Below are 14,205 nucleotides of genomic sequence, written 5' to 3'. Positions count from 1 at the left end.
AGATTATACTCTTTTAAAAATTACTCTTCGTATATACTTTACTCCGACTATCGTTATCTACTCGGGACGACATTGAAGTATTGAGAGAGAATAAGAATAGTGTTAAGTTCAGTCCATTTAATCACCTTCTTTTCTTCAGAAGCTGATGCATACGTTTAGTTTGCGCTTCATCGCAGTTTAATGTAGCTGGTTGGTCACACCCAACTCATTATGATAACCTGGAATCTAGGTTGAGTTGTTAAAATTGTTCCATTGGCTCTTCCGATTATTTCAAATGAAATGAAGAACCATCAATGATTTCCACATCATCTCTCGTATTAATCTCTTCCATTAATTGAAAAAGGGCATTGTCTTTACTTTTCGCTTCAATCATACAGTCAATTTGCGGAACGCTGCCCTTAATTTCTTTTAGAAACTGAAAGAACATATTCAAATCAATAAAATCAGCATGATGTCGAAATGCTTTTTGGCTCTTAGGACTGGAAATATGCATTTTTACAGGTAGAGAAGAATGCTTCCATGTTTGGATAACCCTGCCCCAATGAACTTCCCAATCAACATTTCTATAATGAGCCAGGTGGTGATGATAATCAAAGACAAGCGGAATATCCAATTTTTCACACAAGTATAGAGTATCCTCTAGCGTAAATGAAGTATCGTCATTTTCAAGCATAACCATTTTTTGAATCGATTTTGGAACGTCCATCCAATTATCAATAAAACGTTCAAGTGATGCTTCCGTCTCCTTGTAATTACCACCTACATGCATGACACAGCGATGAGTCGGGGCAATACCCATCCCTTTTAATAATAAATAGTGCATCTTCAACGTTTGGATAGAATTCTTAAAAACTTCTTTTTTCGTGGAATTAATGAGAACAAAATGATCCGGATGAAAATCTATTCTTATATCATATTCCTTGGAAAAATTGCCGATTTCACGCAGCAGATTGCGCAGCGGGTTCAGATAATCCCAATCACGAAGTGCTTCATGATTTGCCAAAGGAATGAGTCGGGAAGTTAGACGATAAAAATGAATATTTGAAGCCGCATTATGCTTTAGAATTCGCAGTGTATTTTTTAAATTCGATTGCGCAATCCGTTCTAATTTGCGAATAGCTGCTTCCCGATCCGCAATTTTCTGAAATTGTGCAAACGTCATCGTTTGTGAGGGGGAAGCATTTTTTAATTCCATACTCATGGCAACATAACCGAGACGTACAATGGTCATTCTTTTCCACCTCATAGTTTTAGAATAGTATGCGGCAATTTTTAAAAATTATGATGGAATTGTGCTAATTAAATTACCCTCCTCTGTAGCGCCATTGTAAGTACCTTCAATTATGCTTAATCTTGCCCTAAACAACCCACCCTTTACTTTTTTAAGCTTCCTGATACGAGGATTGACGCTAAAATTATGATAATTGCGCCTATGATAAATTGTATATTAACTGGAGTACCAATAAACAGAATTTCGGTTAAGATCGCCCAAAATACATACGTATTGTTCAGTGATTGCCCCCTAGCGGCTCCGATTAAATTAATTGACGAATAGTATAAGGAATAATTAGCAGTTCCTAAAAAACCGGCGATGACGATGATCCATACAATGTTGGATGCCGCCGCCTCAAATACTAAAGGATAGCCATGCAGCAATGGAACGAGTATTATTGCATAACTGAGAGCGGAAGTAATTTGTCTAATATTAATCGCATATAGCGGTACGACTTCTTTTCCTCTCATCCCCCAAGCACCGATTACACCTTCAAGTCCCCAAAAGATGGCAGCGCCTAACGAAAACAATATTCCGATGAAAAAGGTACTTTCGGTGTCAAACTTCGTGGGTACATATGCTATTACAATGACCCCAATAATACTCAACACAACGCCGGACCAAGTTCTTTTGTTCATTTTTTCCTTCAAAAAAAAGAATGCAAGCACGGCTCCTATGCCAGGAAATATAGAAGCGATACTTGCCGCATAGGTGACTCCAGCATATTGAATACCAAGAAAGTAAAAGCTCATTGCCAAAGGTCCGCCCGACAATGCACCTAAAACTAATATCGCACCACTTTTCGTTTTATAGAGCTTTAAGACATTTATAAATTCCCCCTTAATAATCATCAATAAAGATATCCATATTGAAGAGAAAAAGTCATGCATGAATGCAGCTATAATCGGAGCAAGCATCACGGCCTCTTTAAATGGAGTACTCGCTATTATAATGCCAATGATTACCGTATCTACCCCCCATGCAACTGCGGAAGCAGCCCCTAAGCCTACACCCTTTTTAGCTTCCTTACTACTTTTGCTTTTTATAGTCATCAACTTTACCTCTTCTCGGATTGCTCAACATTTTTTCTACGGATAATGGCATTATTAAAATTCATAAATAGGCATTATGATGAGTAAAAGGACGAAAAGGAAATGAATCATGCTCAATAGAAATACTTTTCTTAGCTAATTCATGCCGTAACAATTTATTATTAATTTGCCTATTGTGAGTGAGATTATACATTCCAATCAAATCAGGTTCAGTCAACGCTTTCCAAATTCCTTCTTTTTGTTGAGGCAATACTCAAGAGTAGAACAATCATTCAACAAAAAAAGAGAAACAGGATTTATCCCATTTCTCAAAAACAACTCGATGAATCATCTGAATATCCTCTCTCGCAGCCACCTTCCACTACTGACTTCTTTTTGCAAAAAGTTTTTTCTTTATGTTTAAGTAGTTTTTCATTTCAAAAATCAAATAAAATAGATTCGCCCGTATTTCAAATTCTTCTCTTGTCTTCGGTAACTCCATCTTGCGAATCAAGGCATTTAATTTCTCTAACTCATTTAATGAAATGTCCGTTGTATCTCCCGAATGAACGTTCCGACTTAAATTCTCCAAGAACTCTGCAAACATTTCTTTCTGTTTGACGTCTAGGCTGAATGAAGAGAAAATAGCAACGATTTTCATCATATGTTTTAGGAGTTCCAGTTGATCCTCTCGCATTTCCAGATAATAATAATCTATATTTTGTTTTCGCAACAGACGATTTTCTACATCTTGAATGGCAATGCTTTTAGATTGATTAATCAAATCTTCTACCTCGAGTATCTCTTTCCCATCCCAATTTCGCATACTATCCCTTAAATGGGCAGAGAATTCAAAGAGAATAATTTCAAACTTTTGTTCAATCTCCTTCTTAAAGTTTTCAATATCTCGCTTGAAATTCGGCATAAAACTATTGACGAGAAGAGCAATACCCATACCGATGAAAATAATATAGAGCTCATTCAAAAACATAGCCCAGGTAGCATCCTTTACCGTATAAACATGTAATACGACAACCATACTTGTGACAAAACCAGCCTGAATGTGACCTCTTACAAGGATTGGAACAAATAATAAAATAAATAAGGAAAAGACAATGGGATTATAACCTAATACTTCAAAAAACAAAGCACCAATAATCAAGGATAAGAGAGAGGCAAAAAATTTATCCTTCATTGTAATTAATGTCTTTTTCTTCGTTTTCTCGATACACATAATAACAATAATTGCTGCAAACGTTGCAAATTCCAAATCCAATAAACTTGCAATCCAAATGGCCAGCCCTGCTCCTACAGCAGTCTTTATCGTCCGATAGCCCATACCAATCATGGAAGCACCATCCTATTATTTTTTCAGTAAATCCTTGCAGGTTTCCTGTTTTACAAACATACGCGTTAATTCACATATATGTACAATCATAGACACCATAACCGGATGGCATCAGCTTTGATGAATACCAATCCATTTATAGTGTATTCTAAGAATGGTTTTCGGACTATTCCTCGAAATTCATCTGCCTATAGTTTAACACGTAGCTAATAATTCGTGATATTTATCTGATGCATTAAGATGGATATACGTACCTTCTGTCGTCTCGATGTAGATGTCTTTATCGAGAATGTCAGAGCGTAGAGAATTTATTTACAAAGCACCGGTTTCATTGCTTTAGCAATAGTGGTCAACCCCAAAATTAAGGTGAACAGCTAATTAGCCTCCTCATTCACAATTTCAAGGAAATAAATTTCCGCTTACTCAATACAGTCATTTCCTATTATGAACAAGGCAAACAACCGGCCAAGGCTATATTTAGTGTACCTTATGAAATTGCGGGAATTATTGTGGAGGACATGATATGCAAGATTGAAATGATGTTTCTTATAGGAAGTGAATTGGTCATGACGTTAGCCGATGTGTTACGTAGAAAATGGTGGCGACAAAAAGAGTGCCGAAGCTTTATCTGAAATACAGTTGGTTATCGAACCGTTTGGAAGAGTACCCCTATATATGGAAGAAGTCATTGCAAAAACCGATTCGGTGGCTGTGAATAGACGATCACCTCTTGTTGAAATAATGCCCTTCGTTAATTTAATAATATTGATTTTGATTAACATTTGGATATTTATTATTATATATTTTGTTCCAAATTTTGAGAGTGTAAAATATCTTGTGTAAATGAATAATTACAAAAAGGAAGACCTTTTCTTGGTAGAATTAAGTCACCACAACCAATCCTAGAAAAGAGGCCTTCCCTATGACTCAGTTTACAACAGATATTGTTCAAGCACTAGTACAAAAACAAGATATTACCGAGGTTTTTCGTTCGCATTTAGAAACAGCGGTTAATAGTTTACTGACTACTGAACTGACAGCTTTTTTAGATTATGAAAAATACGACCGAATAGGCTTTAATTCAGGGAATTCACGTAATGGTTCGTATGACCGAACGCTACACACGGAATATGGTGACCTCCGAGTTACGATTCCCCGTGATCGCAACGGTGATTTTAAACAACAGACAGTTGCGCCTTATAAGCGGTCAAACGATACACTCGAATCATTTGTCATTCACATGTTTCAAAAAGGCGTTACCATGTCGGAAATCGCAGATTTAATCGAGAAAATGTACGGTCATCATTACACACGTCAAACCATTTCTAACATGACACAGGTAGTGGGCGAACAAGTAGAAGCCTTTAATAGAAGGAAACTCAGTGCGCGCTATGTCTGTGTTTATTTAGACGCAACCTATATTTCTGTTCGACGTGAAACGGTCTCTAAAGAAGCTGTTTATATAGCTGTGGGCATTCGCGAAGATGGATCAAAAGAAGTAATTGCTTACACAATCGCTCCAACAGAATCAGCATTCAATTGGAAAGAGCTCTTACTGGAAACAAAAGAGCGTGGCGTAGAAGAAGTCCTTCTCTTCCTTTCAGACGGCTTAGCAGGCATGATTGACACGATTACAAGCGTATTTCCTAAAGCGCAATTCCAAACATGTTTAGTGCATGTGGCACGCAATATTTCACATAAAGTACGTGTCGAAGATCGTGCTGAGATTTGCGATGACTTCAAAACAGTTTACCGAGCAGATGATCAGGAAGCTGGGCAAGTCGCGTTAGATAATTTCTGTTCCAAGTGGAACAAATCATATCCAAAGGTAACAAAATCACTCGCTACAAATGATCATCTACTTACCTTCTATAACTTTCCAAAGGCAATTTGGCGCAGCATCTACTCAACGAATTTAATCGAGTCCTTTAACAAGCAAATCAAGAAATATACAAAGCGCAAAGAACAGTTTCCGAATGAAGAAGCACTCGAACGCTTCCTAGTCTCGCAGTTTGAAGAGTACAACCAACGCTTCGCCGTACGATGCCATATCGGTTTCGATCAAGCACGTGCAAAGCTGGCTGAGTTGTTTGAAGTGAAAGAATAAAAGTGTGATGATCTTTAAGAAGAGGTTGGATTGTCATTTACACATAAATATTGACACTCCCCAAATTTTTAAGGCACTTGGATAACAATTATTAATCGAAGGTACTCTACTCCTCGAAAACATTTCATCAAAGACCTTATGTATCACTACAGCTAATTTTTCAACAGATGCAGTTGGTAATAGCGATACAATGCGACTTATTTCTGGATCATACTCATCCTCAGATGTGTAACGTAAAAGGTGCATCGGGTCCCAATCATTAATTACTTCTTTTACAATTTGGTAGTGGTTCATAATATCCCTCTTTCAAAATGTATTTTTAGTGATTTATGCTACACCCTTATTTAGCTAACCTGCCCCGTCAGTAAAAACACTCCTTACGTCTATAATTCTATTAATATGGCAATAATATTTTTAAAATTACTATTTTAGGGGGATGGAATTGTTACTGTCAAATGCATGGTCTTCATTTGAAGCTGATAAATGAATAGAGGGTTTTTCACCACAAACGTTGAAGGCCTATCAGTCACAGTCTTTGCTACTAATTGGTGATTTTATGGATGTAGAGATGGAATTGCTGGATACAAATCGACTAAAAGGATATCTTGCTGTATCGGGCAAGCATTTAACCAAACGGGAGATTGAACACCTTCGTGAATCCTGTCATTCCTCAATGGAAAAAGTGATTTTTGAATTTATGTTTTCTACTGGTTGTCGAATTGGTGAAATAGTTTCGTTAGAAAAGAACGATATTAATTGGTCCAATCAATTCGCGATCGTTAAAGGAAAAGGTAATAAAGAAAGGGAAGTTTATTTTAATACACGTTGTGATATATGGCTTAAACGCTATATTGAAAGCCATAATGACAACAATCCTGCCATCTTTGTGACCGTAAGGCAGCCACATAAAATGAGTGTTGCCCAAATGCGATACATCATCAAGCGGATCTCAAATCGTGCTGAAATCAATAAAGAGATTCATCCACACCAACTTAGACACAGCTATGCAACTCATTTGTTGAATAATGGAGCTCCTATTGATGTCATACAAAGTCTTATGGGGCATGAGAAAAGTGAAACCAAAAGGATATACGCTCAATTAAGCGGAAGGCTAAGGAAAGAGTATTATCAGATGTACTTTTAAATGTGAAAGGAGCACCACGTTAGTTTAAGAAGAGCAGAGAAACTACTTTTATGCTTCTTCCATGTCAAATACTACGTAAAAGCTTTCAAGCGATTCCGATTGTTAAAACGAACTACACCCCAAAGAATAAATAAAACACCTGAAATAGCAAAGAAAATATAATAGAGAAACTCATACTTCAGATAATTGTAAGCTTTATATTCATATTCCACATGCCAAAGATTATTGTCTTTTCCGATTTTCCCCTGTCTAATCATACCAGATTCCCCGGCGCCTTCTTTTCCTTGAGTAAATAATTTTTCACTTGTCTTTTTACCATCTACCTCAGAATCCTTTATGAATGCGAAATAACTAATATTGTCAAACCACTTTGAATTCCGTTCAACCATGTCTTGTAAGGCAAGTTCATCTTCAGAAGTGAATTCACCTTTCGTTTGATATGATTGTACTAAATTATCCATTAAATTTAAGGTGTCACTGTAAGCTTTGTCCCTTATGAATAAACTAATCGAAACAATCAATCCTATCAATAGAAATATAACTGCTGAACGTAATAGCCATTTTACAAACTTATTTTGATATTGAAAAATTGTTAATAACCCAATTGTGACTTGTTTTTCATCTCCGAATCTATCTAGAGCAATCGAAATTGCTTCTTGCTCTGATTTCCCTTCTGCTTTTAACTCTTCAACAGTTTCTAATAAATGTGAACGCATTTCTTGTTTCAACTCTTTTGCTTCTTTCCCACTTAAATGGGCATATATAGAATTGACAAATTGCTCGATTTGTTTCATTACTGTTCTCCTCCTTCTAAAAATAAGTCAATAATCTTTTTTACAAATTCCCATTCCTGACGTTTTTCTTCAAATCCATCTTCACCAAGTGGTGTGATTTTATAGTATTTCCTTCTTCCTCCTGGTCCTTGTTCATCACCCCAGTAAGATTCAATCCATTGATTTTTCTCTAATCTCTTTAAAGATAAATAAAGCGTACCTTCTTTTAATTCAAATTGTCCATCGCTTCTTTCTCGAACTAATTTAGCTAATTCATAGCCATACATATCTCTTGTATGTACAAGAGATAGAATTAACGTATCAATATGACCTTTTAGAACTTCTTTATTTACTTCCAAATTTTTGCACCTCCTAATTCATTTATAATGTATATTACTCAGTAATGCAAGGTATTGTTTTAAAAAAATATATTTTCTACTTAAACTATTCTGCCCCTTTAGTTGAAGATGAAAAGGGTGCTTAACCCCTAAAGTAAAGCACCACGTTAGTTGAAGATAGTTTAATGTAACTTATTTCCTCCATAAACATGCTAGTTTTATATAGAATCTTTTTTGTGACCGTGTTTATTCCTTTTTAAAATGGATTTTCAGTATAAAAAATAAATATATAAGCCAAACAATAATATATAATGAATACAATGCCACCTGAACACTAATAGGGCTCCAAACAAACATGGTTTTCCATGAATAACCATTTAGTAAAAGGCTTGGTATTAAATAGATAAAATAACTTAACCCCAACATAAATAATAAAGACAAAGTCAGTTTAAGAATGCTTTTTAAACCATTAAATTTAAAATATAACTGTTTTCTATATATCTTTATTAAAAACCTGATGATGAAAATTAAAACAACTAGCATTAAGATGCTTAAAACAAGTATGATACCAAGTGCCAACTTATCTATATATTGGTTTGAATCTTCTATGTCATTACTAACAACACCTCCCTGTAATATTTCATTAATTCCTGCCCCTATATTTTGAACTTGATTTGAACTTAAATTACCTAATACAGCAACTCCAATTTTTTCTTTGTTACTGAATGTTACATAAGAAGAATAGTTTGGATTCATTCCGTCATGAGTGACCTGTTCATTTGGTTCAAGGAACCAGCCGCCAGCATAGAATACTTCATCACCTGCTGCATCAACAGCACGATAAGCCTTATGAGTCTTTTTAATGATTTCTTTATCAAAATCAACTTCATTCATCGTACCCATTTGGATTTTAAGCCATTTTGCCATATCCTCCCCGCTAGATATAATATATCCTGCTGGGGTGTTTCCCCTATATATCGGTGCTTCATATCGTTGTGGTTTCAAAAACCCCATTTTATATCCATTAGTCATTTGATTGTTTATTTCTTCATTTCGGATTAGGTACGTATTATTTAATTCCATTGGTTTTAAAATAGTTTCTTCCATATAGTATTCGTATGTCTCACCTGTTACTTGTTCAATAATTAATCCTAGGACATCATAATTTATTGTCGCATATTGAAACATCTTACCTGGTTCACTATCTAGCTCTATTCCAATTAAGCTTCTGACTGTTTCTTCCAGCGCACTATCTTCATTAGAAACGGGGATCATATTTATAGTAGAGCTGGGGATTCCAGTTGTTTGATGTAGCGTTTGCTCAATCGTTATTGGTATTTCTTTTCCTTTATACTTTACTTTTAGCCAAGGTATATACTTATTTACGTTATCGTTAAGCTCTATTTGTCCACTTTTAACTAAACTCAAAATAGCTAATGCAGTAAAAGCTTTACTATTAGATGCTAATTCAAATAAAGACTGGGAAGTGACTGGTTTTTCTTCATCTAGATTTGAATACCCAAACCCTTTTTGATAAACAGTTTTATCATCTTTCACTATCGTTATAGATAATCCTGGGATATTCCCCTTACTCATATTTTCCGTTATGACTTTTTCTATTTGCTTTTCTTCCGTCTCAGTTAAATAATTTATTTCTTGTGCCTTTACTACTCCATTTCCCATTACGGGACTCATTAGCATTGTTACTGTAATAAACAATAATGTTATTTTTATAAACACATTTTTCATTTATTCCCCTTCTCTCACATCATCTGTAATATGTTTTATTTCCCCCTAAATAAATCTGGGACATAGGGACAGGCACCAAGACTCGCTATTCAATATCAAGAGTGAACCGAGGTCCCTGTCGCTCATTCCCCATTAGGCATATTAAACTAACGCACCAGTTAGTTCAATAAAGGGAAATGAGAGGTATCATTAAACTTATTTAAAACGTTCTGCTGAAAACTATTTTGACTTAGAACTGTAATACCTCCTACTGATGAAGAAAAGTATGCGTTAACAATCATTTCAGCTTCAAATTTCATCCACCAAGCCATAATATAACCCAAAGTACCACCATGTGTGACAATCAATAAAGTTTTTCCCTTTTCTATTTCATATATCCTATCCATACAACTACAAACACGACTATAAAACTCTCTCCATGTCTCTCCATCTTTAAATTCTTGATAATCTAAATCAAATCCACTATTTTTCCTTGGAATTCTATTTTCTCTTGCCCAATCCTTTGTTTTTCCTGCTGCAACACCAGTATTTATTTCACGAAGTCCTTTATTTTTGATGACTTTTAAGTTTATCTGATTGCCAATTATTTCCGCTGTTTGTGCTGCTCTTAATAAATCAGATGAATAAAAAGCATATTCGTTATTATCTACTATTTCCTCTTTTAATTTGTCCCCTATAAGTTTTGCTTGTTTTCTCCCTAAATCTGTTAAAGGTGTATCTGTCCATCCTCCTGACATGTTATTTATATGGTGTGCTGATTGACAATGCTGTATCAAGATAATGTTGCCCATTCTGACTTCCCTCCTCTAAAAGTTAATTCATTTCAAATTATCCTTACTCTTGTAATTGTTCCAATATTCTAATACCTTACTAACTAAACCGCCCCGTTAGTTGAACAAGATCACCGTCTTCAACGTAATCCAAATACAATCTTTTCTGTTATATCAACTTGGTACTGTAACGCCTCATATAGCTTACCATCATAGCAGCTACACAGTAGCCGTCATGATGGTCTATTGCCTATGATGACCATACTTCGCTACAATGTACATAATGCAGATCGTAGAGGGTATGGTCATGACGGATACAGTCAATACATACACCGTAAAACACATCGAAAAGACACTCGGAATCAGCGTGTCAACCGTGCGAAAATACGTCTTGCTCTTGGAGTCGCACGGCTACCGGATCAGTCGCAATAAAAACAACATCCTCTATGATGCCGACATAACGGTATTCCGACGGCTTTATGAGGATTCCACAAAGGGGTGCACATTGGACTCCGTAGTTAACAGAACTCGCGACTGCACAGAAGGAAACGGACATAATCAAAGGGACTCCGCCAACGCTGAATTTGATGAACAGTTTTTAATTCCATGAAATCGACGATGCACGGAAGTATATCCAATAAAATCATTGAAGGTTCCCCGCATTGACAGCTACTGTAGCGATTATTGCATGATTCATCAATAGAAAAAAGTAACCATTCCACTTCCGACCAAGAAGCTGAATGGTTACTTTTTGTGTATCTTTTGACTAACCGCACTACATGCGAATGTCAGCCACATTATATAAAAGCACAGGCACTCCAACAAATATGTGAGTTGAAACTTTCACGATTGCATGATTGCCCGTCACCTCAATAAACAAAACCTTCTTTACCGAACCGACACCTTTTCCTGTTTAACTTGGCGTGCAATTTTCTCTGTTAAGCGTGTTGTCACTTTCGGCAACACCATTTTAATAACAGGTGTCAACACAGCACCTGTTAAGCCGCCTGCATTTACTTCAACAGTCCCTGTCATCGTTGTTTGCCCTGCCGTTTCTTCAGCAGTAAACTTGCCACTGCCTGTAAAGTTGTCCGTTAGGCCTTTTAATTCGAACCGAATCATCGAAGGCTCATGAAATTCAGTGATGTTTAACTCCATTTTCACAGTCTTTTTAAACCCTTTAATATTCCCTTCGAATGTCCAAACTGACTTTTGTTCGTCAATTTGTTCATGCTCCTTATAGGCAGGAACCATTACTGCCCAGTTTTCAATTTGACTAACGTATTCCCATACGTTCTCTACAGGTGCTGGAATGATTACAGAATGCGATGCAATTGCCATACGTTTCACTACTTCCTTCTTTATGTATTGATAATGTGAATCTACCACTACCATTTTAGCATTTTAATTGTATAGATTCATATTTAATTCCTTTTGGAAAGAAGGAACAAAGAGATAGTAGCCCATCCATGAAGAGTAAATCCTCCTTCTTGGATGGGCTAACAACGGATGCTTTATTTTAATATAAATAAGATATGCGTTGTTTGATTGGGGTCTTACACTAATTACCAGTTTAATAACTATCTTGTCACTAAATCACGTCAACCCAAATACAATAAACATCATGAAGATGACAAGGGCAAAAAATACAGATAGAATCCCTAATAACCTTGGATTTTTTATATCCTTTCCTTCGTGTAAATTTTTCATATACGTCAACTGACACACGTAACCACTTGTTCCCAATAATGCCCCTAGTACAATCCAAAACAATTCCATACAAAAACCCCCTCGTACTTTTATTAGAACGAATAAGTATTCAAAAAGACAAGACTAGTATTCATCAAAGAAATAACTACTTATAACCCATCGGTAAAATGATAGACACCATCCGTTATATACCTATATGTAGGAACACCATCATAGGGTTTCGATTCCAGTATTTCATCTGTGGAAAGATCTTTACCGTTCCTACTGATCGCAATTCCGCTAATTGATTGGAAAACAGCACCGAAACTGAAATAGATGACATCTTTATCTACTAGTGTATAAGCACCAACGCCGGCAGACCGTTTTAATTTCTCCATTTTCTTCACAATTTCATTGCTAGAAAAAACAGAATCCGGATTTTCTAAATCATTTGTGTTAGATGACCATGAAGAAAAATGCTCTCCAACTGGCACTTTACCATCATCGTACGCTTGAAAAATGGCATCCGAAACGGCGTAAAAATCGTTTTGATATAATTTGAATTTACCCTCTGATTTTAATGACGGTACAAAAACAATGATAATTGTCATCGTCAAGGCAAATACAATCGCACGAACGATTTTCTCACTATCTTTTCCTCCATTACTTTTCACAATAATAGTAGTTAACCAAATTACGGGTATTCCAACCAGAACCATTGCGGATAAATTAAGAATAAAGGTTAAGGAGGAGTCACCCACTACAAATTTTGCATACAGAAGCAAGAAATCGCCTGCCCATAACATAAGTAACGGAGCAATCATCCCATTGATATTACCTTTCCCGCAAATCAATACTACCGCCCCTCCAAGTACTAACGATAGTGTAATAATAATAGCTAAAGCCATATTTTTTTACCTCGCAACATGTATTTTAACCAAGTCCAGTTGTACTATAGGCAATTATTGCCTCTCCACTTTTAAAATCTACAATTTCAATATATTTTTGAGTTCCTTTAACACGAAGATTTCACGTTTTACCCATGTATTCTTTTCAAAACTATTAATTCGTTTCTCATTTTGCTCAATCACCTCATTCAGGAGAATCCATTCAGGTCTAAATTCCCGAGCGAACTCATAATCATCCAATTGTTGAGCAATTCTTTCATTGTTTATTAATTCACAAAGATAGTAGTGTGAAGTCATTTGGAATACTGAGATATTGTCATATTCGTCTAATTTCCTTTCAATAACGATCCCTAGCTTATCTTTAATTATACAGTTAACATACCCAGTTTCTTCTGCCACTTCACGAATGAGACACTCCGAATGGCTTTCTTGGCCTTCAACCCCGCCACCCGGAAACTTATAATCCTCCTTATTCGTATGGATCAAGAGGATTTTATTATTTCGTAATATAACAGCTTTTATTGCTTCTCTGTAATTGACCTTACTATCGACTTGAATATGTTGTTCTTCTATTGCCTTATTAAAAATCATTTCCCCCTCCTAAATGTTCCCATCATTTCTTTATCCATAATTGCTCAAACGTCTTATTCAAACTCTGCTTTCAGAAGGGGAAAAACTACGCTACTGGGTATCTGAAATTAGCTTTGAGTCGTCTCTGAATTATTTTGATTGAATCTAGTTACAATCTTTAAGAACCTATCTAGTTGATTTTGAGTTTTTCCTAATGGACTGTTGACGACATCTTGGTAGATTGGGGAATAGATGGACGCCATCTTCTCTGTACTTACCACTTTATTTACTTGATTTAAATCATTTCCTTTTAAGGCTAATTTTCCACCCGTATTTGCCCAGCCAGCAACTGGAATCATCGCTCCAAAAGAAAGGGCCGCATTTAATGCATCCCCTCTTGCCGTATAGATAACACCATTTACGCCATCTGCTGCTTCACCAATAACAGGGACAAGCCCTGCAATATCTAATCCAATCTGAAAATAATCTAGTACTTTGTTTTCTT

General features: G+C 35.9%; 16 protein-coding genes. 3 read left to right on the top strand and 13 right to left on the bottom strand.

Translation table 11 applies throughout. The features are described 5' to 3' along the window. Nucleotides 1-265 precede the first annotated feature (265 nt). The 3 genes from uvsE to MKZ11_RS08760 form a co-directional block, all read right to left on the bottom strand. Nucleotides 266-1,231, bottom strand: coding sequence for a UV DNA damage repair endonuclease UvsE (gene uvsE / locus MKZ11_RS08770; RefSeq protein ID WP_340793884.1), 966 nt, complete (start codon nt 1,229-1,231; stop codon nt 266-268). 143 nt (nt 1,232-1,374) lie between these two features. Then, a complete protein-coding gene (locus MKZ11_RS08765) occupies nt 1,375-2,325 on the bottom strand; it encodes a DMT family transporter (RefSeq protein ID WP_340793882.1) in 951 nt (316 codons plus the stop codon). A gap of 361 nt (nt 2,326-2,686) precedes the next feature. Then, complete coding sequence (locus MKZ11_RS08760) at nt 2,687-3,652, bottom strand: aromatic acid exporter family protein (protein WP_340793880.1); 966 nt, start codon at nt 3,650-3,652, stop codon at nt 2,687-2,689. A gap of 922 nt (nt 3,653-4,574) precedes the next feature. On the opposite strand from MKZ11_RS08760, the gene MKZ11_RS08755 reads away from it, so the two are divergent. Then, complete coding sequence (locus MKZ11_RS08755; RefSeq protein ID WP_340792598.1) at nt 4,575-5,759, top strand: IS256 family transposase; 1,185 nt, start codon at nt 4,575-4,577, stop codon at nt 5,757-5,759. A gap of 33 nt (nt 5,760-5,792) precedes the next feature. Here the strand turns inward: MKZ11_RS08755 and MKZ11_RS08750 are convergent, their stop codons facing one another. Further along, nucleotides 5,793-6,053 carry a DUF1871 family protein gene (locus MKZ11_RS08750; RefSeq protein ID WP_340793877.1) on the bottom strand — a complete coding sequence of 87 codons (261 nt, stop codon included), beginning with the start codon at nt 6,051-6,053 and terminating at the stop codon, nt 5,793-5,795. 193 nt (nt 6,054-6,246) lie between these two features. On the opposite strand from MKZ11_RS08750, the gene MKZ11_RS08745 reads away from it, so the two are divergent. Further along, nucleotides 6,247-6,903, top strand: coding sequence for a tyrosine-type recombinase/integrase (locus tag MKZ11_RS08745; RefSeq protein WP_340796953.1), 657 nt, complete (start codon nt 6,247-6,249; stop codon nt 6,901-6,903). Between the two features lie 71 nt (nt 6,904-6,974). Here MKZ11_RS08745 and MKZ11_RS08740 read toward each other — a convergent pair whose 3' ends face one another. The 4 genes from MKZ11_RS08740 to MKZ11_RS08725 all read right to left on the bottom strand — a co-directional run bounded on the left by MKZ11_RS08740 (nt 6,975) and on the right by MKZ11_RS08725 (nt 10,554). Then, nucleotides 6,975-7,697 carry a permease prefix domain 1-containing protein gene (locus tag MKZ11_RS08740; protein WP_340793875.1) on the bottom strand — a complete coding sequence of 241 codons (723 nt, stop codon included), beginning with the start codon at nt 7,695-7,697 and terminating at the stop codon, nt 6,975-6,977. Then, on the bottom strand, nt 7,697-8,035 hold the full coding sequence (locus MKZ11_RS08735; RefSeq protein WP_340793873.1) for a PadR family transcriptional regulator: 339 nt from the start codon (nt 8,033-8,035) through the stop codon (nt 7,697-7,699). Before MKZ11_RS08735 ends, MKZ11_RS08740 begins: the two co-directional genes overlap by 1 nt. A gap of 225 nt (nt 8,036-8,260) precedes the next feature. Beyond that, entirely contained in the window at nt 8,261-9,763 is a 1,503-nt protein-coding gene (locus MKZ11_RS08730) for a serine hydrolase domain-containing protein (protein ID WP_340793871.1), read from the bottom strand. Nucleotides 9,764-9,921: 158 nt separating this feature from the next. Continuing rightward, nucleotides 9,922-10,554 carry a histidine phosphatase family protein gene (locus tag MKZ11_RS08725; protein WP_340793869.1) on the bottom strand — a complete coding sequence of 211 codons (633 nt, stop codon included), beginning with the start codon at nt 10,552-10,554 and terminating at the stop codon, nt 9,922-9,924. 253 nt (nt 10,555-10,807) lie between these two features. Between MKZ11_RS08725 and MKZ11_RS08720 the strand changes: the two genes are divergently transcribed. Continuing rightward, the gene (locus tag MKZ11_RS08720; RefSeq protein WP_340793867.1) at nt 10,808-11,143 is read left to right on the top strand and encodes a hypothetical protein; all 336 of its coding nucleotides are present in this window, start codon (nt 10,808-10,810) and stop codon (nt 11,141-11,143) included. Nucleotides 11,144-11,421: 278 nt separating this feature from the next. Here the strand turns inward: MKZ11_RS08720 and MKZ11_RS08715 are convergent, their stop codons facing one another. The 5 genes from MKZ11_RS08715 to MKZ11_RS08695 all read right to left on the bottom strand — a co-directional run bounded on the left by MKZ11_RS08715 (nt 11,422) and on the right by MKZ11_RS08695 (nt 14,059). Beyond that, nucleotides 11,422-11,928, bottom strand: coding sequence for a CoxG family protein (locus MKZ11_RS08715; RefSeq protein ID WP_340793866.1), 507 nt, complete (start codon nt 11,926-11,928; stop codon nt 11,422-11,424). A gap of 201 nt (nt 11,929-12,129) precedes the next feature. Next, nucleotides 12,130-12,312, bottom strand: a complete 183-nt coding sequence (locus tag MKZ11_RS08710) for a hypothetical protein (RefSeq protein WP_340793864.1) — start codon at nt 12,310-12,312, stop codon at nt 12,130-12,132. Between the two features lie 80 nt (nt 12,313-12,392). Continuing rightward, nucleotides 12,393-13,130 carry a hypothetical protein gene (locus tag MKZ11_RS08705; RefSeq protein ID WP_340793861.1) on the bottom strand — a complete coding sequence of 246 codons (738 nt, stop codon included), beginning with the start codon at nt 13,128-13,130 and terminating at the stop codon, nt 12,393-12,395. A gap of 78 nt (nt 13,131-13,208) precedes the next feature. Further along, nucleotides 13,209-13,721, bottom strand: coding sequence for an NUDIX domain-containing protein (locus MKZ11_RS08700; RefSeq protein WP_340793859.1), 513 nt, complete (start codon nt 13,719-13,721; stop codon nt 13,209-13,211). A gap of 107 nt (nt 13,722-13,828) precedes the next feature. Further along, the gene (locus MKZ11_RS08695; protein WP_340793856.1) at nt 13,829-14,059 is read right to left on the bottom strand and encodes a hypothetical protein; all 231 of its coding nucleotides are present in this window, start codon (nt 14,057-14,059) and stop codon (nt 13,829-13,831) included. Between the last annotated feature and the right edge of the window lie 146 nt (nt 14,060-14,205).

Source organism: Sporosarcina sp. FSL K6-1508 (assembly GCF_038007465.1).
Classification (GTDB): domain Bacteria; phylum Bacillota; class Bacilli; order Bacillales_A; family Planococcaceae; genus Sporosarcina; species Sporosarcina psychrophila_B.
The sequence above is the reverse complement of the archived record's forward strand: the minus strand, read 5'-3'. Positions and strand labels throughout refer to the sequence as shown.